The organism is Nocardia sp. CNS-044 (assembly GCF_059570515.1).
Genome location: NZ_JCANSX010000006.1, coordinates 860,078 through 880,144 on the forward strand (window position 1 = coordinate 860,078; position 20,067 = coordinate 880,144).

18 protein-coding genes are annotated in these 20,067 nt (G+C 69.5%); 8 read left to right on the forward strand and 10 right to left on the reverse strand.

Going from position 1 to position 20,067, the window contains the following annotated elements:
• The first annotated feature begins 58 nt into the window (after positions 1-58).
• Positions 59-931, forward strand: coding sequence for an SDR family oxidoreductase (locus T333_RS12685; RefSeq protein WP_496424536.1), 873 nt, complete (start codon positions 59-61; stop codon positions 929-931).
• Here the strand turns inward: T333_RS12685 and soxR are convergent.
• Positions 900-1,385 (reverse strand): redox-sensitive transcriptional activator SoxR, encoded by a 486-nt coding sequence (soxR, locus tag T333_RS12690; protein WP_067784413.1) that lies wholly within the window; start codon positions 1,383-1,385, stop codon positions 900-902. The two genes, T333_RS12685 and soxR, sit on opposite strands and share 32 nt — an antisense overlap.
• 124 nt (positions 1,386-1,509) lie before the next feature.
• On the opposite strand from soxR, the gene arcA reads away from it, so the two are divergent.
• Both arcA and T333_RS12700 read left to right on the forward strand, forming a co-directional pair.
• Complete coding sequence (gene arcA / locus T333_RS12695; protein ID WP_496424537.1) at positions 1,510-2,805, forward strand: arginine deiminase; 1,296 nt, start codon at positions 1,510-1,512, stop codon at positions 2,803-2,805.
• Positions 2,806-2,812: 7 nt separating this feature from the next.
• Positions 2,813-3,172: a GntR family transcriptional regulator gene (locus T333_RS12700; protein ID WP_355002060.1), complete on the forward strand. Its 360-nt coding sequence runs from the start codon at positions 2,813-2,815 to the stop codon at positions 3,170-3,172.
• Positions 3,173-3,180: 8 nt separating this feature from the next.
• Here the strand turns inward: T333_RS12700 and T333_RS12705 are convergent, their stop codons facing one another.
• Positions 3,181-4,779: a dolichyl-phosphate-mannose--protein mannosyltransferase gene (locus tag T333_RS12705; RefSeq protein ID WP_496424538.1), complete on the reverse strand. Its 1,599-nt coding sequence runs from the start codon at positions 4,777-4,779 to the stop codon at positions 3,181-3,183.
• Between the two features lie 435 nt (positions 4,780-5,214).
• Between T333_RS12705 and rsmI the strand changes: the two genes are divergently transcribed.
• On the forward strand, positions 5,215-6,072 hold the full coding sequence (gene rsmI, locus T333_RS12710; RefSeq protein WP_355002062.1) for a 16S rRNA (cytidine(1402)-2'-O)-methyltransferase: 858 nt from the start codon (positions 5,215-5,217) through the stop codon (positions 6,070-6,072).
• Between the two features lie 264 nt (positions 6,073-6,336).
• Here rsmI and T333_RS12715 read toward each other — a convergent pair whose 3' ends face one another.
• The 8 genes from T333_RS12715 to T333_RS12750 form a co-directional block, all read right to left on the reverse strand.
• On the reverse strand, positions 6,337-7,464 hold the full coding sequence (locus T333_RS12715) for a glycosyltransferase (protein ID WP_496424539.1): 1,128 nt from the start codon (positions 7,462-7,464) through the stop codon (positions 6,337-6,339).
• A gap of 90 nt (positions 7,465-7,554) precedes the next feature.
• Complete coding sequence (locus tag T333_RS12720) at positions 7,555-9,372, reverse strand: putative bifunctional diguanylate cyclase/phosphodiesterase (RefSeq protein ID WP_355002224.1); 1,818 nt, start codon at positions 9,370-9,372, stop codon at positions 7,555-7,557.
• Between the two features lie 67 nt (positions 9,373-9,439).
• The gene (locus T333_RS12725; protein WP_496424540.1) at positions 9,440-11,575 is read right to left on the reverse strand and encodes an Rv1355c family protein; all 2,136 of its coding nucleotides are present in this window, start codon (positions 11,573-11,575) and stop codon (positions 9,440-9,442) included.
• The gene (locus T333_RS12730; protein WP_355002065.1) at positions 11,572-12,342 is read right to left on the reverse strand and encodes a hypothetical protein; all 771 of its coding nucleotides are present in this window, start codon (positions 12,340-12,342) and stop codon (positions 11,572-11,574) included. The genes T333_RS12725 and T333_RS12730 overlap by 4 nt, the downstream gene beginning before the upstream one ends.
• A 254-nt stretch (positions 12,343-12,596) precedes the next feature.
• Positions 12,597-13,031 carry a GyrI-like domain-containing protein gene (locus tag T333_RS12735; protein WP_355002066.1) on the reverse strand — a complete coding sequence of 145 codons (435 nt, stop codon included), beginning with the start codon at positions 13,029-13,031 and terminating at the stop codon, positions 12,597-12,599.
• The gene (locus T333_RS12740) at positions 13,028-13,471 is read right to left on the reverse strand and encodes a GyrI-like domain-containing protein (RefSeq protein WP_355002067.1); all 444 of its coding nucleotides are present in this window, start codon (positions 13,469-13,471) and stop codon (positions 13,028-13,030) included. Before T333_RS12740 ends, T333_RS12735 begins: the two co-directional genes overlap by 4 nt.
• A 339-nt stretch (positions 13,472-13,810) precedes the next feature.
• Entirely contained in the window at positions 13,811-14,824 is a 1,014-nt protein-coding gene (locus tag T333_RS12745) for a GAF domain-containing protein (RefSeq protein WP_496424541.1), read from the reverse strand.
• 156 nt (positions 14,825-14,980) lie between these two features.
• Entirely contained in the window at positions 14,981-15,355 is a 375-nt protein-coding gene (locus tag T333_RS12750; RefSeq protein ID WP_496424542.1) for a DoxX family protein, read from the reverse strand.
• Positions 15,356-15,473: 118 nt separating this feature from the next.
• On the opposite strand from T333_RS12750, the gene T333_RS12755 reads away from it, so the two are divergent.
• The 4 genes from T333_RS12755 to T333_RS12770 all read left to right on the forward strand — a co-directional run bounded on the left by T333_RS12755 (position 15,474) and on the right by T333_RS12770 (position 20,062).
• Complete coding sequence (locus tag T333_RS12755; RefSeq protein WP_496424543.1) at positions 15,474-17,147, forward strand: BCCT family transporter; 1,674 nt, start codon at positions 15,474-15,476, stop codon at positions 17,145-17,147.
• 345 nt (positions 17,148-17,492) lie between these two features.
• Entirely contained in the window at positions 17,493-18,887 is a 1,395-nt protein-coding gene (locus tag T333_RS12760; protein ID WP_496424544.1) for a serine hydrolase domain-containing protein, read from the forward strand.
• 368 nt (positions 18,888-19,255) lie between these two features.
• On the forward strand, positions 19,256-19,639 hold the full coding sequence (locus tag T333_RS12765) for an RNHCP domain-containing protein (RefSeq protein ID WP_355002073.1): 384 nt from the start codon (positions 19,256-19,258) through the stop codon (positions 19,637-19,639).
• A 12-nt stretch (positions 19,640-19,651) separates the two neighbouring features.
• Positions 19,652-20,062, forward strand: coding sequence for an RNHCP domain-containing protein (locus tag T333_RS12770; RefSeq protein WP_357250213.1), 411 nt, complete (start codon positions 19,652-19,654; stop codon positions 20,060-20,062).
• Positions 20,063-20,067: the final 5 nt, after the last annotated feature.

Below are 20,067 nucleotides of genomic sequence, written 5' to 3' on the forward strand. Positions count from 1 at the left end.
GCGCGGCGGGCGAAGTAGCCTGCATGGGCCGAGTCGGGCTAGCGAGATGGGATCCGAAGTGCGAACAGTGGGGCGAGGACGCCGCAAGACGGTACGCGGCGCGAAGGTCTTGGTGACGGGCGCGGCGAGCGGCATCGGCAAGGCGACAGCGATCGCGGCCGCCGAGCAGGGCGCCGAGCTGGTGCTCACCGACATCAATGCCGAGGGACTGAGCGCCACGGTCGAGGAGATCCGGCGCGCGGGCGGGACCGTGCTCGACTCGCGGCCCTTCGACATCACCGACTACGACGTCGTGGCCGCCTTCGCCGCGGACGTCCACGACACCCACGGCAGCATGGACGTGGTGATGAACGTGGCGGGCACGTCGGCGTGGGGCACCGTGGAGAACCTCGAGCACCGGCACTGGAAGCGCATGGTGGACATCAATCTGATGGGGCCGATCCACGTCATCGAGAGCTTCGTGCCCGCCATGGTGCGCGCGGGCCGCGGCGGCGCGCTGGTGAACGTGTCCTCGGCGGCCGGGCTGCTCGCGCTGCCCTGGCACGCCGCCTACAGCGCGGGCAAGTTCGGTATCCGCGGCGTCTCCGAGGTGCTGCGCTTCGACCTCGCACGGCACGGCATCTCGGTGCACCTGGTGGCGCCGGGCGCGGTGAACACCCCGCTCGTGCACACCGTCGAGCTGGTCGGGGTGGACCGGGACGATCCAAGGGTGCGCAGGATGACCAAGGCGTTCACCAAGCACGCCGTGCCGCCCGAGCGGGTGGCCGCGGCGATCCTGCGCGGTGTCGAACGAAACCGGTTCCTGATCTACAGCTCGTTCGACATCCGCTTCGGCTACTGGTGGGCGCGCAAGTTCGCGTTCCCGTACGAGTTCGTGATCCGCCGGGCCAGCGCCCAGTTCAACAGGCTGCTGGCTTCGTCGGGCAGTTGAGGTGCGTGTCGAGCACCCTGGCGCCGGGACCTTCCTCGCCGAGCCGGTCGCGCTCGTTGACGAGTTTGCAGCTGCCGAGCGAGAGGCAGCCGCAACCGATACAGCCGGTGAGGTTGTCGCGCAGCCGGATCAGCTGACTGATGCGGTCGTCGAGATCCTCCCGCCACGCGGTGGACAGGGTCTCCCAGTCGCGCCGGGTCGGGGTGCGGCTCTCGGGCAGTTTGTCCAGCGCCTCGCGGATCTCGCTGAGCGGTATGCCGACCCGTTGCGAGATGCGGATGAACGCGACCCTGCGCAGCGTCTCGCGGTGGTATCTGCGCTGATTCCCGCTGGTACGACGGCTCGAGATGAGCCCTTCGCGTTCGTAGAAATGCAGCGCGGACACGGCCACGCCGCTACGCTCGGACAGCTGCCCGGGGGTCAGTTCCTTTGCTCGCCAATCGGCTGTCGACATCACACTCCTCCATTCACCTGAACAATACTTCAGGTTAGAGGTGCTCGGGACGAATTCGGACACCCCACGGCATTGGGAGGCCGATTTCCATCCTGTTACGCCGATCGCGAACTACGGTCGGAGGATGGGAGCAGACGCTGTGCCCGTCGACGATGCAAAGGACTGGCGCGGGGGCGGGCCCGACCGCGCCGGCGAACCGCGTTACGGGGTTACTTCCGAGGTGGGCGCCCTGCGCACGGTGTTGCTACACCGGCCCGGCGCCGAACTGCGCAGACTCACCCCGCGCAACAACGACCAGCTGCTGTTCGACGGCATCCCCTGGGTAGAGCGGGCGCAACAGGAGCACGACACCTTCGCCGACGTGCTACGCGACCGCGGCGTCGAGGTGCTGCTGCTGGCGGATCTGCTCGCCGAGACCATCGCGGCCAGCGGCGCGGCGCGCATCCAGGGCATCTCGGCCGCCGTCGACGCGCGCAGGCTCGGTCACGTGCTCGCCGACGAGCTGGCCGCCTACCTGCGCGGGGTGCCCGCCGAGGAGCTGGCCGAGATCCTGATGGCGGGCATGACCTTCGACGAACTGCCGTTCGGCCCCGACGCGGCCTCGCTGGTGCGGCGGATGCACCACGGCCACGACTTCGTCATCGACCCGCTGCCCAACCTGTTGTTCACCAGGGATTCCTCGTTCTGGGTCGGACCGCGCGTGGCGATCACCTCGCTCGCCCTGCCCGCCCGGATCCGCGAGACCTCGCTGACCGATCTCATCTACGCCTTCCACCCGCGCTTCCTCGGGGTGCGGCGAGCCTACGAATCGCACACCGCGCCGATCGAAGGCGGCGACGTGCTGCTGCTCGCGCCGGGCGTGGTCGCCGTCGGCGTCGGCGAGCGGACCACGCCCGCCGGGGCGGAAGCGTTGGCGCGCAGCCTGTTCGACGACGGACTCGCGCACACCGTGCTGGTCATCCCGATCGCGCAGACGCGGGCGACCATGCACCTGGACACGGTGTGCACGATGGTCGACACCGACGCCGTGGTGATGTACCCGGCCGTCCGAGACGAGCTGCGCGCGTTCACGATTCACCGCGAGGACGACTACGTGAGCCACGAGGGCGGCGGCGGGGTGACGATGCGCGGACCCGATCCGTTCCTGCCCGCGGCGGCCGAGGCGATGGGCATCGGCAAGCTGCGGGTGATCGACACCGGACTCGACGGCGTCACCGCCGAACGCGAACAGTGGGACGACGGCAACAACACCCTCGCCGTCGCCCCCGGCGTCGTGATCGCCTACGAACGCAACGAGATGACCAACGCTCGGCTGCTGGACGCGGGCATCGAGGTGCTGCCGATCCCCGGCTCGGAGCTGGGTTCGGGGCGCGGCGGCCCGCGGTGTCTGTCCTGTCCGCTGTCCAGGGACGACGTGTGAGCCGCCCATGTTCACACTCACGATCAGCCACGATTCGCCCATCCCGCCGTACGAGCAGCTGCGGCTCGCGGTCATCGCGCAGGTGCGCTCCGGCGAGCTGACCGCGGGCACGAAGATACCCACCGTGCGAGCGTTGGCCGCCCAGCTGAACCTGGCGCCCAACACCGTCGCGCGCGCCTACCGCGAGCTGGAGGCCGACGGCGTGCTGGAGACCAGAGGCAGGCAGGGTTCGTTCATCGCGTCCTCCGGCGACCCGACCCGCGACGCGGCCGGACGCGCCGCGACAGCGTACGTCTCGGCCATCCGGCGGCTCGGCCTGGACGACGAAACCGCGCTGCGCTACGTGAAATCCGCGCTCGAGTATTGAGGTACGCCCTAACGCCAGCTGGGCAGCCAGAGATGGTCGTGCCAGCTGGCGGGCGTGATCGGCAGCGCGGTCAGGATCGGCCACAGCCAGATGAAGTTCGCGACCACCAAGCCCAGATACAGGCAGACCGCGAGCAGGCCGAGACTGTGCCGCTCGCTGGGCATCTCGGGAAGGAAGGTGCCCAGCGGGCTGCGCGGTAGCGGCGACGAGCGCGCCGGTCCCAGGACGTCGCCGAGCGCCAGCGCGACGCCCATCATCAGGAAGGGCGCGAGCGGCACCGCGTAGAAGTAGTACATCTGCCGGTCCAGGGTCAGGAACCAGGGCAGCAGTGCCGCGCCGTAGCCGGTCAGCACCGCGGCGTAGCGCCAGTCGCGCCGGACGATACTGCGCCACAGCAGCCAGCCGACCACCGGAAGGGCGATCCACCAGATCGCCGGGGTGCCGATCAGCATCACGGCTTTCACGCACTGCGCCTGCCCGCAACCGGTGACATTGGTGTCGGCGTAGTAGTACAGCATCGGCCGCAGCCCCATCGGCCACGTCCACGGCTTGGACTCCCACGGGTGGTGGTTGCCCGCGGAATTCGTCAGTCCCTCGTGGAAGTGCAGCGATTCGCCGCTGTAGAACCACAGCGCGCGCAACGGCTCGGGCAGGAACGACCACGGGCCGTCCGATCCGATCTGATTGCCGACCGCGTACCGGTACACGCCGGTCTCGCTCACGAACCAGGCCCAGTAGGTGGCCAGATAGACGCCGAGCGGGATCAGCACCAGCGCGTAGAGCGCGGGACCCACGTCGCGCAGCGCCGTGCCCACCCAAGGCTTGCGGACCCCGTACGCGCGGCGCGCCGCCACGTCGAAGCAGACGCTCAGGATGCCGAACGCGGCGATGAAATAGATGCCGGACCACTTGGTGCCGCACGCGAGGCCGAGCAGCACGCCCGCGCCGAAACGCCACCAGCGCACGCCTAGTCGCGGACCCCACGGCGTCGCGCCGATGCGTCCTTCGAGGTCGACCCGCGCCATTCTGGCCCGCACGTCGTCCCGGTCCAGCACCAGGCAGCCGAAGGCCGCGGTGATGAACAGCGCCATGAAGATGTCGAGCATGCCGATGCGGGAGGAGACGAAGAGCAGCCCGTCGGCGATCACCAGGATGCCCGCGATGGCGCCGATCAGCGTCGATCGGGCGAGCCTGCGCGTTATCCGGATGACGAGCAAGACCAGCACGGTTCCGGCGAGCGCGGCGGTGAACCGCCAGCCCCAGCCGTTGTAGCCGAACAGGAATTCGCCGAGGGCGATCATCTGCTTGCCGACCGGCGGATGCACCACGAGCCCGTAGCCGGGGTTGTCCTCCACGCCGCCGCCGGTCAGCATCTGCCAGGCCTGCGGCGCGTAGTGCTTCTCGTCGAAGACGGGGGTGCCCGCGTCGGTCGGGTAGTTCAGCATGGTGAACCGAGTCACCGCCGCGATCGCGGTCAGGAAGGCGGTGACCAGCCAGCCGCGCAGGGTGTCGACGGGCCCGAAATCGGGCGACGGCCGAAGCGGCGCGGGGCTCGACCAGGTGGGCACGGCCCCGGGTACGGTCGCGCGGGAGGTCACCTGGGTCACGCCCCGATCGTATTAGGTACACGCCCCGAGGTCCCGCATCGGTGACCCGGACACCGCCCGAATCACACCTCGTCGCTGCCGGACCGCGGGCGGGGATCGCATACCGGCGTACTCGGAAACGGACGGTATGTACTCCGCCTTCGCTCCGCCACGCGCGGACTGACGGCGGACTGCGTCCGGCAGCGCCCACGGGGTGTACTGCCCTTCGCTCGGATCGTGCGCGGGCAGGCGGCGGACTGTGTCCGGCTGCGCGCACTGGACGTCCGCCCACTCCGCCACGGCAGCGCGGGCGGCAGAATGTGTCCGGCTAGTGCCGACAGGCGTGTCGCCGCCTGCACTGCGGCCATCGCGGGCTGAGGACGGACTCCGTGCGGCAGCGCCCACTAGGCTGCTCGTGTCCGGAACTTGCCGGGTTCAGTACGAGACGGGAGTGCGGTGGGAGACCAGGCGACGGTGGGCGGCTCGGGCGGGCGGCTGGTGCTCGGGGCGACGCCGATGGGCGATATCGGGGACGCGTCCCAGCGCCTGCGCGACGCGCTGGGGTCCGCCGACGTGGTCGCCGCCGAAGACACCCGCCGCACCCGCGCCCTCGCCAAGGCGCTCGGCGTCGAGATCACCGGGCGGGTGGTGAGCTTCTACGACCACGTCGAGACCGCCCGCATCCCGGCGCTGCTGAGCGAGATCGAGGCCGGGCGCACCGTCCTGCTCGTCACCGACGCGGGCATGCCCTCGGTGAGCGACCCCGGCTACCGGATGGTCGCGGCCTGCGTGGAACGCGATCTTCCGGTCACCTGCCTGCCTGGTCCGTCGGCCGTCACCACCGCGCTCGCCCTCTCCGCGCTGCCGGTGGAGCGCTTCTGTTTCGACGGCTTCCCGCCGCGAAAGTCGGGGCAGCGCAAGGAATGGCTGCGCACCCTGCGCGAGGAGCCGCGCGCTTGCGTCTTCTTCGAGGCGCCGCACCGGCTGGCCGACTGCCTCGCCGACGCCGTCGAGGTGCTCGGCCCCGACCGCCGCGCCGCCGTCTGCCGCGAACTCACCAAGACCTACGAACAGGTCGTCCGCGGCACGCTGGCCGAACTCGCGGAATGGGCCGTCGACAGCGCCCGCGGCGAGATCACCGTCGTCCTGGAGGGCGCCCAGCCGAAAGCCGCCGACCCGGCCGACCTGGTCGCCGAAGTCGAAGCACTGACGGCCCAGGGCCTGCGCCTGAAGGACGCCTGCGCGCATATCGCCGGCGCCAACAACGTCTCCCGTCGCGAGCTCTACGACGCCGTCCTCGCCGCCCGCGACTAGCCCGCACCCCTGCGAGCACTCCTGCTGCCACAGAGCGTTCGTACGCCTCACATAGCCACCGCCTATGTGAGGCGTACAAGTCCCGTGTGGGACCCGCATACTCAGCTGGCAGGCCCCCCCACACCGCGCCACAGGAGCACGGCCTGTGTGCCGGTGCCGAACCTGGGACCCGGATCTTGCTGCCGCACAGCGTTCGTACGCCTCACACAGGCGGTGCCTGTGTGAGGCGTACGGAACCTGTGTGGGACGGCCGGATGGCAGCGGTCAGCGGTTGAGGACGTCGAGCATGCCCGCGACGGCGCGGGGCCAGGTGAATTGTTCGGCGCGGGTGCGGGCGGCGCGGCGGCGGCCGACGGCGGGCATCGCGAGCACGTCGCTGACGGCTTCGGCGAAGGCGGTCGGGTGGTCGTCGGCGACCGCGCCGCAGTCGGCGGTGACGATGTCGGCGAGCGCCGAGGAGCGGCTCGCGACAACCGGCGTGCCAGCGGCGAGCGCTTCCAGCGCGGCGAGACCGAAGGTCTCGTGCGGCCCAGGCGCGAGCGAGACATCCGCGGTGGCAAGCAATTTCGCGACCATCGCCCGATCGGTGATGAAGCCGGTGAAGTGCACGGCGGGCTGCCCGCTCGGCAGCGGAGGCAACGCACGCGCGCGCCGTTCCAACGCATCGCGGCGCGGTCCGTCGCCCGCGACGACGAGGCGCGCCTCGGTGCCCGCCTTGCGCAGCTCCGCCACCGCCTCGATGCTGCGGTCGACGCGCTTCTCGACCGAGAGCCGCCCGCAGTGCACGAGCAGCGGATGCCCGGCCGCCGCGAGGTCGGCGCGCAGGCGGCGATCGCGGCGACGCGGGCTGAACAGGTCCAGATCGACGCCGAGCGGAACCAGCTCGACATTCGGCGCGCCGATCCGCAGGAACTCCGCGCGCGCGAATTCCGTTGTGCAGACCACGATGTCGTACTCGGCCGCGGTGTGCCGGTTGGCGATGTCGGCGCACCTGCGGGCCAGCGCACCCGGCAGGATCTGGCCGAGCAGCCGGTCCAGCCGTTCGTGCGAGATCATCACGCTGGCCACGTCGCGGCGACTCGCCCAGCGGCCGAAACCGCGCAGCGTGAGCCGGTCGGACACCTCGAGCACGTCGGGCCGCAACCCGGTCAGCACGTCGGCGACCCGGCGCGGGTCGGCAGCGCGATAGCCGCCGGTCCACGGAATGGCCAAGGCGGGCAAGGTGATCCGCAGCGCGCCGCCGGGCAGCACCTCCTCGCTGCGGCGCGGTCCCGGCACGATCAGCACCACCTCGTGCCCGGCCGCCACGTAGCCCGCGCCCAGATGATGCAGTGCGGTGCGCAGCCCGCCGGACCGCGGACCGTAGAAGTTCGCCAGCTGCACGATGCGCACCCGCCGATCGTCGCAGCGCAACCGGATACCTGCGGCACCCTAGCGCTCAACGGGCGGTGAACAGCAGTGAAAGAACCGGGGAATCGGCGGTCAGTGCTTCGCGACGCCGCGCGCGGCACGCGGCAGGTCCAGATCCAGCGGAATCCGGCCGAGCGCGAGATGCGACTCGACCTGGTCGGAGGGCATCGGCCGGGCGATCAGAAAGCCCTGTGCCCGATAGCAACCGAGGCCGACCAACGTTCGGGCGGCCACCGCGGTCTCCACGCCCTCGCCGACCACGCCGAGCCCGAACGATCCGGCCAGGCCGATGATGGACTTCACGATGGCCAGGTCGTCGGTGCTCGCGCCGAGCCGCTGCACGAAACCGCGGTCGATCTTGACCGCGTCCACCGGCAGCGCCTTCAGATGCGACAGCGAGCTGTAGCCGGTGCCGAAATCGTCGATGGCGATCTGCACGCCCATCCGCTTGAGCCCGCGCAACGTCACCTGGGTGCGGGCCAGATCCTGGACGACGACATGTTCGGTGATCTCCAGGCAGACCGAGCTGCCGTCGATGCCGAACAGCCGCAGGATGTCCTCGATCCGCTCCACGAAGTCCAAGCTGACGAGCTGCACCGGCGAGACGTTGATGCGCATCACCACGTTGGCGGCCAGACCGCGGCGGCGCCATTCGGCGAACTGGGCGCAGGCCGAGCGGATGACCCACCGACCGAGCTCGCCCGCCAGATTCGTCGCCTCCGCGACGGTGACGAACGCGCCGGGCGGCAGCAGTCCCCTGGTCGGATGCATCCACCGCACCAGCGCCTCCAGCGCGACGATCCGGCCGGTGCGCAGGTCCACCTCGGGCTGGTAGTGCAGCAGCAGCGAGCCGTCGGAGACCGCGCCGCGCAGGTTCAGCTCCACGTCGTCCTGGAGTTCGAACTGGGCCCGCATGGCGTCGGTGAACACCGCGACGCCGTTGCCGCCGCCCGATTTGGCCGACAGCAGGGCGTGGTCGGCGCGACGCAGCACGTCGGCCACCGTGGTCTCGCCGGGGATGCCGACCGCCACACCGACACTCGCGCCCCGGCTCACCGATTCCCCGCCGACGGTCACCCGGCGGCCGATGAGCTGCTGGATCCTGGTGGCCTCCAGCTCGGCGGTGACCGCGTCCATCGGCTTGGCGGGCACGATGACGAACTCGTCGCCGCCGAGGCGGGCGATCATGTCGTTGGCGTCAAGGTTCTCTCTGAGGCGCGAGGAGAGCGTGCGGATGAAGTTGTCGCCCGCGGTGTGCCCGAGGAAGTCGTTGAGCGCCTTCAAACGGTCGAGATCGAGGAAGAACGCCGCCACCGGGCCGGGATTGCCGGGCCGTAGTCGGTCCTCCATGTGCTCGAGCAGCGCGCGGCGGTTGGCCAGACCCGTCAGATCGTCGTGCAGCGCGATGTAGCGCAGCCGCTCCTCGGCCACCACCCGCGCCTGCACCTGGGCGAACAGTGCGGCGATCGCCTTGAGCACGTTGAGTTCCCTGGTGCTCCAGTCCCGGTCGCCCTGTTTGATGAAACCGAGCACGCCGGTGGACTCGCCGCGCGAGATGAGCGGCACGCACGCCATCGCCACCTGGGGAATTCCGGAGGAGCGCCGGATCGTCTCCTGGTAATCGGCGGAGCGGTGGTCGGGGCGCACCACGATCGGTTCGGTGGCGAACTCGAGTTCGCGGAACACCGAGTCGGCGTTCTCGAACTGCACGACCTTCAGCGGATCGGGATCCGGGATCTCGCCGCGGTGCGGCCATTCCGCGACGAGCACGGTGGCGCGCCGTTCCCGGTCGGTGTGGCGCAGGTAGCTGAAGTCGACGTCGAAATGCTCGACCAGCTTGGCGAGCACGCGTTCGCTCGCCGCCACCATGGTCGTGGCGTCGACGCCCATCAACTCGGCGGCGACTTGCGTCACCAGTGAGTCGAGCGTTCGCCGAGGCACCTTGTCTCCGATCGTGCTAGCTGCGGTCGCCCGCACCCGGCACTGGAAGCCGCCTGCTGCGGACCGTGGCTGCTGCCGCGTAGCTCAGGCGAAGCACCAATGCCATGATCTCATGTCCAGGCACTCCCAGCAGGTCCAGGAAACGGCCCTGAAGTGACGTTAGTGTATCCGCGAAATCCGGGGAAATCGCGATCAGCTCGTCGGGGTGCCGCGCGTAGACGAAGACCGGGGACACTGGTTGCACGGCCAAACCGCGCCGTTCGGCCTCCAGCCAGACGCGCTGCAACGCCGCGCCCGCGGTGGCGTATTCGGCCAGACTCGCGCCTTCCGGCCCCGGTCGGCACGGCAGAGTCACCGCGACGAGAGCCGAGCTGGACAGCACCCGATCCCGGCTGTACTCGCCGAGCGCGGCGCCGCCGGACCACTCGTGCAATCTCGCCATCACATCGGCGCGTCCTGCGATCCGCATCTTGGCCTGTTCGTCCGGCGCCAGCTCCATGCCGCGCACGTCGATACCGGTGCGCAGGTCCTCGCCCGGCCAGCGCAGTTCGCCGTACATCTCCTGGTGCAGTCGCGGGGTGAGGTGACGGATCCGGTCGGACTCGCCGAGCAGCGCCGCCGCGTGGGCCAGCTCGGTGCGGCCCGTGATCGCGTGCACCACGCCGCCCGCTGCGGCGGCGGCTGCGGCGAGACCGGCCAGCACGCCGTCGGCGAGCGGCGCGCCGGTGCCGAGCCTGCGGTTGGTGTCGCGGGCGAGCGCCGCAGGATAGTCGCGTGCCAGCAGGGGATCCGAGCCCGCGCCGAACCCCAGCACCGCGGCGAAGCCGTCGTCCTCGACGAAACGATGACCGCCGAGGATGCCGTGCGCCGCGGCGGCCGCGCGGGCGTTGTGCAGCGCGGCGCCGATCGCGACCGCGCTGCCGCGGTAGCCGATATCCAGCGACGAGGACTTATTCCTGGCGAGTTCGATGCGCAGCGCGTCGTCCTCGATCAGCAGCCGCCACGGCTGGGTGTTGCCGCCCGACGGCGCACGCTGCGCGCAGTGCAGCACGTTCACCCGCGCGGGTCCGGACGGCGCGGCGGCGGGTTCGGATTCGTTGTCCCAGACCGAGTCTTCGGGTTCCGGCTCGGCGAGTCCGTCGAGTCCGCGCTCCAGGTCGATCCTCGTCCGGCCGGAAGAGAGCTTGTAGCCGAGGCCGATCCGGCGCACGGCCGTGGCGACGATTGCCGCGCCGAGCTGCACGTCACCGCCGAGCTGCGGCCAGGTCGTGACGGTCTCGTCGATCTCCACCAGGCTCGCCGCCATCCGCGCCGACAGTTCCTTCGGATCCAGGATCCGCATCACGTGCGGAGCTTTCTCCTTGGTGGACAACCCGCGCAGATCGGCCGCGGTAGTCGCGCCGAGCAGGCCGTGAAAGGGCGGTCGCTCCGGTTCCAGGTCGTAGCGCTCGACGTCGAACAGGCCGCGGTCGCTGGTGTCCATCAGCAGCGGCAGCCGGTGCCGACGCGCGCCCTCGCGGACCGCGAACTTGACGTCGAGCGAGTCGCATTCCTCGACGACGATCGATAGCCCGTACAAGAACTCGTCCACCGAGTGCTCGTCGACCCCCGCGGTGTACACCTCCACCGGCAGGTACGGATCGAGCTCGGCGATCCGCCGCGCGGTCACGATCGACTTGTTCACCCCGATGTCGAAGATGTTGCCCGGCACGCGATTCAGGTTCGACAGCTCGATGTCGTCGAAATCCGCCAGGCGTAGTAGCCCGCACGAGCCCTCCATCGCGAGGGTGTGCGCGATGGCGTGTCCGACGCTCTGCCCGATCACCCCGACAGCCAGGCCCGCGAGCCGCCGCTGTTCGGCGCGAGTCACCTTGTTGCGGTTGCGGTCCAGCCGGATCGCGCGGAAGGTTTGTTCGCCGGGCAATCCGACCAGCGTGCGCCGCCACGGGTAATAGACCCATCGGTCGTTTTCCGGGCCGCCCTGAGGCGGATTGTGCACCTTGCGGAGTTCGGCGTGCAGCACGTCACGCAAGTCGAGAATGCGGATCATCGGTGACTTACGCAGTTGCGTGAGGACGGACGCTTCGTCCGGCACCGTCTCGTCGAGGATCAGCGGCCGATAGTCCGCACCGGGACCAGGGTCACCGTTCATGCCTGCGCCAGTCCCCCCGTCCGAGCGTCGACCGCGGTGGACAGGCGGCGCGCCTGGGCGAACCAGGCGCCGAGCGCCGCGCGTTCGAGGGCGAGCAGCGACCCTTGCAGCTTGCTGGCGTTGGCGCGGTACGCGCGGGTGTCCCACCAGAGCGGGACGGTGCGATACCGATCGTCCGGATACGGCACCGGCGGCACGCCCTCGGCGATCCGTCCACCGCTGGATTCGTAGAGGCGGGCGGTGTGCGCCGCGGCGGTGACGAAACCGAACCGCGCGCCGAGCAACCAGGCCGCGTGCACCACACAGCGCGAGATCGCGGCGCCGAGTTGGGCACGGTGCGCGATGCCGTCGCGCGCCACCCACACCGCCTTGACCTCCACGATGCCCTCGCGAATCCGCTCGGAGATCATCGCGCGCAGGTCGGCCTCGCCGGGGCGTCCGGCCCACGCGCCGAGCCCGTGCACCTCGTCCTCGACGAGGTAGGGACCCTGCGCCCGCAGCCCGGCTACCACCTGGCCCGCCGGGTCGACCGCCGCGAAGAACAACGACGTCGAGCGCCCGTCGGCGACTTTCTCGTATTCCAATGCCGGATCGACTTCGTAGTGCCGGTAAACGCGCAGCGCACCGCGCAGATAGCGGCGCCACAGATCCGGATGTGCGTCCGGAGGAGCCACATGAAAGACATAACCGGAATGCATGTCGCGAAACCGCAACACCTCGGCATCGCGCGCGCCGAAGGCGCCGACTGCGACTGTTTCGACAGTCATGGTGTTCCTACTCCGTTGCTACCGCGCCCGCGCGCGGTTTTCGAGCCGGGCCGACCCCCTCACCCGCTGCCCGAGCGCTCCGGGAGAGTTTGCCTAGGGCAGTATCCGTCATCCGGCATGAATTGACCAGGCGTCTGGTTAATCTCCCGAAAACTAATCGTGTACCCCGAAATACATGCAGGTCAAAGGCTAGAAGGTATTCCTAAGTTAAAAAGGAGAGACCAGTCGGTTCACATTTAGTTAACCCGCAGCTATCACACCAGGATGGAGATGAACAACTCGACCGCGTCGGCTCCGCGCCAGACCTCGATCTCCTCCCGATAGGCCCGCGTGATTTCGGCGGACGCCGTCGCGTCGTCGACCTGCGCCCACACGTCCTCTACCGGGTCGTGATAGTCCCCATTCGGTTCGAACCGAGCGTAGACGCCCTTCGGTACCCGTACCAGCAGATCGCCGACAGGAACATCGCCCGGTTCCGCGTATTCGAAACAGACCATCGCGTTGTAGTTTCCGGCCGGATCCGGCACGTAGACGGTGTACATGGGTTGAGCGGCGGCCCCGCGATCACGCAACCGGTCCTTCAGGAACTCGATGAGGTCGCTGTTGCTGACCTTGAAGCTCGGCCGCACCCGCGGCACCACCAGTCCGCCGTAGAGCGCCTCGTTGCGGACGACGATCGCATAGGTCATCGGGGATCGACCGCCAGGTACAGATCGATCTTGTACGCGTGCGGGTAGCACTCGAAATCGCCGGTATAGGTCCGTTTGATCTGCTTGTGTTCCTCGGCGTAGGCGATCTGCGTCCAGAGGTCGGTCATCACCTGCGGAAAATTACCCACCGACGAGAACTTCGCGTAGCTGCCGCGCGGCAGGCGGGCGACCAGATGGCCACGAGTCACCTCGGCGAAGGAGCCGCACTGGTATCCGACGATCTGGGAGTTGTACGTGCCGAGTTCGCCGGTGTAGTCGGTGTAGGCGCTGGCGAGCGGTCCGCCGAGCTCCTGGTGCAGCACGGCCGCCCATGCCGCCTCCAGATCGTGGTCACGCAGTTTCCCGAGCGCACGCTTCGGGCTGCGCACCGGCAATCCGGCAACCCACGTCTCGTCCCGCTCGACGATTTCAAACTGCATGGAAAGACTCTTTCGAGGTGCATCCAGGGGTCCGCCCGCATCCGGTCGGCTAGAAACGCCATGCTATCAACATGATCCGGGTGGTACCGATCACATGTCCTACCGCCCGCCCGACCGGTTGGCCGCGCTGAACTGGACAGATGTCCTGCAAGACGGCGCCGCAGGGTGCCGAATGCGACGCCGTTGTCCGCACCGACGCCGCCCCCGATCGCCCGGTGGAACCGGGCTCGGGCCGTCGAACAGCGAACCGATAGCAACGATCGAGCCACCCCTCGCGCGCCCCTGTCGGGTCGAGCGCCGACCTGCCGCAGCCGCTCGACCCGACCGCGTCCCGTTTCCCTACTGGGGCACCGGATCCGACCCGACCGGCCGGATCAGGCAGATCAGAAACCGGGGCGGTCCGCCGGGCAGCCGGGCGCCGTACAGCTCGACGGACTGCCAGCCCTGGCGCAACGTCAGCAGCCGCACCGCCACTCTGGTTCGGTCGCTGCGCCGCTCGGCCAGTTCGCGCAGTGCGCCGAGGTAGCCGTCCACGTCGTCGGGATGCACGAGATGGGTAGTGGCCAAATTGAATTCGCGGCCGTCGTCCGGATCGAGGCCGCGCGAGGCCGGATGGTGCCGCCAGGCGATGCCCGCGAGCGGCGGGGTCAGCCATTCGATGATCTGCATGGTCTCGGCGTCGATCAGCGCGGTAGTGCCGCCGAGCAGCGTGACGGCCGCGTCGTCCCGATACGTCGCGGGCACCAGACCGGGGGCGCGGTCCGACGCCACCTCCAGCAAGAGTCCGCGCAGCGCGCCCTCGTCGTGATAGCGCAGGAAACCGAACACCCGCGCGATGCGGTCGCCGGGCGTGCGCACCTGCATGGGGCCGCGCCAGGCGACGCCGGGGCGCGGGGCGAGCGCCGCGGTCATCAGCCGGTCACGGTCCTCGCATTCGATGACGCGCGACAGGAACCAGGCGCCGTGCAGCATCGAATGCCCTTCGGGCAGTACCGATCCCCCGCCGCCGTGGTTGCGCAACGTCCACTGGCGGCTGTCCCACACGAACGCGTCGACGGCGGGCGGATCGGGCGGATCGGTACGCGACGGACCGGCCCACAGCAGCACGGCCAACACCGCGTCGTCCGGCCCCGGCACCGGAATCGCCAGCAGCCGATGCGTTTCGCCGCGCACGAGCACCGTTCGTTCGCACCGCCGCGCGCCCCCTACCGCCTGCTCGATGACCGCGCCCGCCGCCCCGACCAGCGCGGCCGGTCGTATCGCCCGGTGCAGCGCACGCGCGCGCACCGCCCCCTCCTTCGGCAGATGCCGAATCACCTTGTCCGGCTCCGCCGTATCGACAAGAAACCACATACGTCCTCCCCCTCACGTACTTCGGTTGCGTGTACTCCTAGCTGTTCTGCTCCCCATCGGCCGGATCCCCACGGCCACCAACGCCCCGAATACCGACTCTAACCGTCGCGGGAGCGGCCGGGTACCTCGCGAAGCTGCGGCGAGGCGTTCTTCGGTTCAGCCCCAGCCCGCGAAGCGGCCGATCGCGACGAACAGGGCGAGCAGCACCAAGACCAGGTTCACCGGCAGGTTCTTCGTCTCGCCGCGGCGATAGTGCACCAGCATCGCGCCGACCTGGAGTGCGGCAAGGCCGAGTGCGGCCAGCGGCGTGAGGACCTCGGCGATACCGGTGGCGCGGGGCAGGATCAGACCCGCGGCGCCGAGCAGTTCGGCGCCGCCGATCAGGCGGACCGCGCCGGGCGAAAACTCCTGCGCCCAGCCCATGCTCGGGTTCGCGGTGAGCTTCTCGTACGGCTGGACGAGCTTCGCCAGGCCCGCGGCGAGATACACCACAGCGAGCAACCCGGCGACAATCCACAGCGCGATGTTCATGGCCCGTCCCTCGTCCGGAATGAAGTTCCTACACGTGGAGCCAAGTGCTCCCCAGAGCGTACCCGGGTACGGCGCGCCGCCCCGGCCAACCAATCGTTACCGGCGATAGTTGGAGGCGATGGACAGCGAGACACAGCAACATCCCACCGCGCCGGACCTGCGTCTCATCGGGATCGGCGTCGCGGCAGTCGCCTGCGTCGTCGGCTGGGCGGCGCTCGGAAAGAGCAGCTTCGGATCGGTTTCGGACACCGCGCTCGACTGGGTGCTCGGCAACTTCGACTGGCTGTTCGTGGTGTCGGCCGACCTATTCCTCGTGCTCTGCGTGGTGATCGCCGCCAGCCGTTTCGGGCGTGTCCGGCTCGGCGCCGACGACGCCGAACCGGAGTTCAGCAACCTCGCGTGGATCGCCATGATGTTCAGCGCGGGCATGGGCATCGGCCTGATGTTCTACGGCGTCGGCGAACCGCTCCAGCATTTCGTGTCGCCGCCGCCCGCCGCCGACGTCGAGCCGCAAAGCACCGCGGCGGCCAGCACCGCGCTGCAATTCTCGCTGTTCCACTGGACGCTCACGCCGTGGGCGATCTACGGCATCGTCGGATTGGCCTTGGCGTACGCGGGTTTTCGCAAAGGTCGCGGCAATCGGCTGTCGGCCGCCTTCGTTCCGCTGCTCGGCGCGCGCCGCGCCGCGGGGTGGCAGGGACAGGCGATCGACCTGCTCGCGGTGTTCGCCACCGTGTTCGGCACCGCGACCAGCCTCGGACTCGGCGCGCTCCAGGTGGCAAAAGGGCTGAATCTCACGGTCGGCACCCCTGATTCGGTGACCGTGCAGCTGATCGTCATCGGCGCGCTCGGCGCCGCCTTCGTCGTTTCCGCGTTCTCCGGACTACACCGCGGCGTGAAATGGCTTTCGACACTGAACATCGCGCTCGCCGCCCTGCTGGCGCTGTTCGTCTTCACGCTCGGACCGACCGTCTACATCCTGGACACGATCCCGGCGAGCGTCGGCAACTACCTGTCGAATCTGCTGCCGATGGCCACTCGCACCGGCGCCTACGCCGACCCCACGTGGATGGGGACCTGGACGATCTTCTACTGGGCGTGGTGGCTGTCCTGGGCGCCGTTCGTCGGCACTTTCGTCGCCAGGATCTCGCGTGGTCGCACCATTCGGGAGTTCCTGGTCGGCGTGCTGCTGGTGCCGAGCGGAGTGACGGTGGTGTGGTTCTGCGTCATGGGCGGCACCGCGATCCGGGCGACCACCACGGGCGTCATCGATCTGACCGCCGACGCCGCCGACGCCGAGGCCGCGCTGTTCGGCATGCTGGAAGCGCTGCCCGCCGAAACCGTCACCTCGTGGGTCTCCATGGTTTTGGTGATGACCTATTTCGTGACGAGCGCGGATTCCGCGTCGCTGGTCATGGGTTCGCTGACCAGCCGTGGTTCGCTGCATCCGCCCTCCTGGCTGGTGGTCGTCTGGGGCACTCTGATGGCCGCGGTCGCCGCCGTCCTGCTGGTCGCGGGCGGGCTCGGTGCGCTACAGACCGCGACGATCCTGGTCGCCCTGCCGTTCGTGCTGGTAATGCTCGCGCTGTGCTGGTCGCTGCTGACGGAATTGCGCGAGGATCCCGGCGCCGGGCCCGCCGCCCACCACCCGCTCTACGGCCTGCGCGACGCGGTGCGCGCCATGGTCGGCGAGGCGATCAGCGAAGCCGACCGCGGCGGGCACCGCCCGCGCCGCGCATCGGGCCGCGGGATCGAGCACCCGATACAGCGGGAGCCCGGCCACTCGTCCTGATCAGCCCGACGGTGATTGTGTCGTAGAACACTCCTGCGCTACAGTCGAAATCTGAGACCGGACAGTTCCACAGATGCCGGCGCCCGAGCACCAAGGGGGACCTCGATGACGAGGACGAACGGCCCGGCGACGCGCGGCTGCCGCGCTGCTGATCGCGCTCGTGACGCTGGTGACCGCGCAGACCGCCGCGCAGGCCGAGAAGCCCGTGGCGTAACCCATTTCTCGCCCGTAGACGGCATCGAGCACTACCGCTCGGCACGCGCCGCGATCGCCTGGCTGCACTACCTGGCACACGGCGACGCCGTCGCCTGACACCGAACACCGCTTCGCAGAAAGAAATTCACCATGCTCTTCCGCCGCAACGCCTGGGTGACCGGGCTAGGCGCCGCCGTGCTCGTGACGGCGGCGCTGCTCTCCCCCGCCGCCGTGGCCGCGCCCCAAGCCGGTTGCGCCGAACCCGCCGCGGGACAGGCGCCGGAACGAAGGGACGCCGCTGAGGTCGGGATGGATTCGGCGGCGGTGGCCGACGCGGTGCAGTTCGGCGCGCGCACCGGGTCGCACGCGGTGCAGATCTACCGGCACGGCTGCCTGGTCGGCGAGCACACGCCGACGGGCAATGTGCCGATGCCGCTGGCCAGCGGCAGCAAGGGTATGGCGGCGGTGGCCGTCGGGCGCGCGGTGACCATGGGCTATTTCGGCCTCGACGATCCGCTCGGCAAGTTCTTCCCGCAGGCCGACGCCGCGCACGCGGCCATCACTGTGCGTCAGGTACTCAACCAGACCACCGGCATCCACTTCAGCTGGCCCGCCGATCTCGCGGGGCTGCAAACGGATTCGGTGCGGCAAACCCTCGCCGCGCCGGTCGAATACGAACCGGGCAGCACGTTCCAGTACGCCCAGAACGTCCTCGCGCTGTTGCCGGAGATCATCGAGATCACCACCGGCGCGGACTTCCAGGACTTCGTCCAGCGCGAAGTCATGGGCCCCATCGGCATCGACCGTGGCAACTGGGTCTGGCTGCGCGACCGCAGCGGAAACACCGCGGTCAACGGTGGTCTGGCGATGCGTCCCGCCGACCTGGCCCGGATCGGCAGGCTGCTGTCGCAGGAAGGCCGGTGGGAAGAACGGATACTCATCGATCCCGGGTACATCCGGCAGGCCACGACTCCGACCGAAGCCAACGGCGGCTACGGGTTCCTGTGGTGGCTCAACGCGGGCGACACCTATCGCGGCGTGAATGTTCCCGTCGCGCAGCTCTATTCGCATCCGGCCTTCGTCGGCTCCCCGCGCGACACCTACGCGTTCTCCGGAGCGCTCGGCCAGTTCCTCACCGTGGTCCCGAGCCGCGATCTGGTGATCGTCCGCCTCGGCGTGCCCACGCGCTTCGAGCCGGGCAACCTCACGGGGATGCTCACCGGCACCAGCAATCCGGACAACAAGGAGCTTTTCCGGAGGGTGGCCGCGGCGGTCACCGATCTGCCCGCGCTGCCGTACGAAGATCCCTACGCCGTCCAGGATCCGAATCAGCCGCTGGTGCGGAACCTGGAGGATCTCGGCAAGCTCGTCGACCCGCTGAACGTCGCGGCCGTCCTGCTCGGCGTCGGGCCGTACGCGTCGACGGAATGCAATGTCTTGTGGTGCAACGGGAAACCGGTCCACGAGGATGTATTCCGGTTGATTCTCGACGTGGCGGGCCAGATCTCCGGAGCGGTGGCCGCGCTCGGAAACACACCCCGCTGAGGACGGCGAGGGTCGGCCAGTGCCAGCACTGCCACACACGGCGCTGCCGTCGCTCGCATGACACCGATGGCCGCCCGGCTCCTCCGTCGCCGTAACGCCTTCGCCTACGGTACGGGCCTCGGAAAAATCAGTGGCCGCGCTCCGGACTCGGTTATACAGTTCCTCGCGCGCACAACCGCGCGGTGGACGCGACCCACCCGGTCGCCAAGAAGGAGGATGATGTATGCCCCGGCTCGCGCCGAGAGCGCCTCGACGCGTGGCTCGGAACCTCGACCACGCCGGTAACGCCGACCGCCACTGACCTTTTCGAGGCGCACTCGGCCTGCTCCCGCTGCTCTTCCCACAGCCAAGGAGTAAGGAGAATCCGGGTGTCCCACCCCAACATCTCGACCCACCGCGGTCCGAGCCCCGCGCTACGGACCGGCACCTTCACCTGCGTGCGCTGCGGCCTCGTCGTCGCCACGCTCGCGCCGGACGACAGCAGGCGCAACCACTGCCCGAGCTGTCTCAACTCGCAGCACACCGTCGACCACGTCGAGGGCGGCGCCTCCGACTGCCACGGCCGGATGACTCCGCTGTCGATCGCGGTGCAGCGCAACGGTTCCTGGTCGGTGGTGCACCGCTGCACCCGCTGCCACGAGCTGTCGCTGTCGCCGGTGTGCGGCGACGACAATCAGCTCGTTCTGATGCGACTGGCCGTGCGTCCGCTCGCGGAACCGCCCTTCCCGCTCGAAGTCTTCGGCGATCTGTAGGGCGGGTGTGAGATGCCGCGAAGAAAGACGAAATCCGCTCGCGCGCAACGCCGTAAGGACGTGCTGCACGGGCCCGGCGGCGAATCCGGCGACGCCTTCCGCTGCGTCGGCTGCCGGATGGCGGTGTCGGTCGTGGCACCGGGCACCGCGCACCGCAACCACTGCCCGCACTGCCTGTCCAGCCGCCACGTCGACGGCCGGATCCCCGGCGACCGCTCGTCGACGTGCGGCGGGCGGATGTCCGCGGTCAGCCTCTCGGCCCGCGACGACGGCGAGTGGCTGCTCGTACACCAGTGCGCGGCCTGCGGCGCGCTCAAGGCGAACCGCATCGCGGGCGACGACAATCCGCTGGCGCTGATGCGAATCGCGGTGCGGCCGTTGGCCGATCCGCGACTCGGCAGGCGCGCGCTGCTGGCGCTGTGACGGTC

Coding starts and splice junctions, on each gene's coding strand:
- T333_RS12755 (WP_496424543.1), top strand. CDS start 15,474: ATGGACAGCGAGACACAGCAACATCCCACCGCGCCGGACCTGCGTCTC.
- T333_RS12760 (WP_496424544.1), top strand. CDS start 17,493: ATGCTCTTCCGCCGCAACGCCTGGGTGACCGGGCTAGGCGCCGCCGTG.
- T333_RS12700 (WP_355002060.1), top strand. CDS start 2,813: ATGTTCACACTCACGATCAGCCACGATTCGCCCATCCCGCCGTACGAG.
- T333_RS12720 (WP_355002224.1), bottom strand. CDS start 9,372: ATGGGCGTCGACGCCACGACCATGGTGGCGGCGAGCGAACGCGTGCTC.
- T333_RS12725 (WP_496424540.1), bottom strand. CDS start 11,575: ATGAACGGTGACCCTGGTCCCGGTGCGGACTATCGGCCGCTGATCCTC.
- soxR (WP_067784413.1), bottom strand. CDS start 1,385: ATGTCGACAGCCGATTGGCGAGCAAAGGAACTGACCCCCGGGCAGCTG.
- T333_RS12735 (WP_355002066.1), bottom strand. CDS start 13,031: ATGACCTATGCGATCGTCGTCCGCAACGAGGCGCTCTACGGCGGACTG.
- T333_RS12750 (WP_496424542.1), bottom strand. CDS start 15,355: ATGAACATCGCGCTGTGGATTGTCGCCGGGTTGCTCGCTGTGGTGTAT.
- T333_RS12740 (WP_355002067.1), bottom strand. CDS start 13,471: ATGCAGTTTGAAATCGTCGAGCGGGACGAGACGTGGGTTGCCGGATTG.
- arcA (WP_496424537.1), top strand. CDS start 1,510: ATGGGAGCAGACGCTGTGCCCGTCGACGATGCAAAGGACTGGCGCGGG.
- T333_RS12745 (WP_496424541.1), bottom strand. CDS start 14,824: ATGTGGTTTCTTGTCGATACGGCGGAGCCGGACAAGGTGATTCGGCAT.
- T333_RS12770 (WP_357250213.1), top strand. CDS start 19,652: ATGCCGCGAAGAAAGACGAAATCCGCTCGCGCGCAACGCCGTAAGGAC.
- T333_RS12730 (WP_355002065.1), bottom strand. CDS start 12,342: ATGACTGTCGAAACAGTCGCAGTCGGCGCCTTCGGCGCGCGCGATGCC.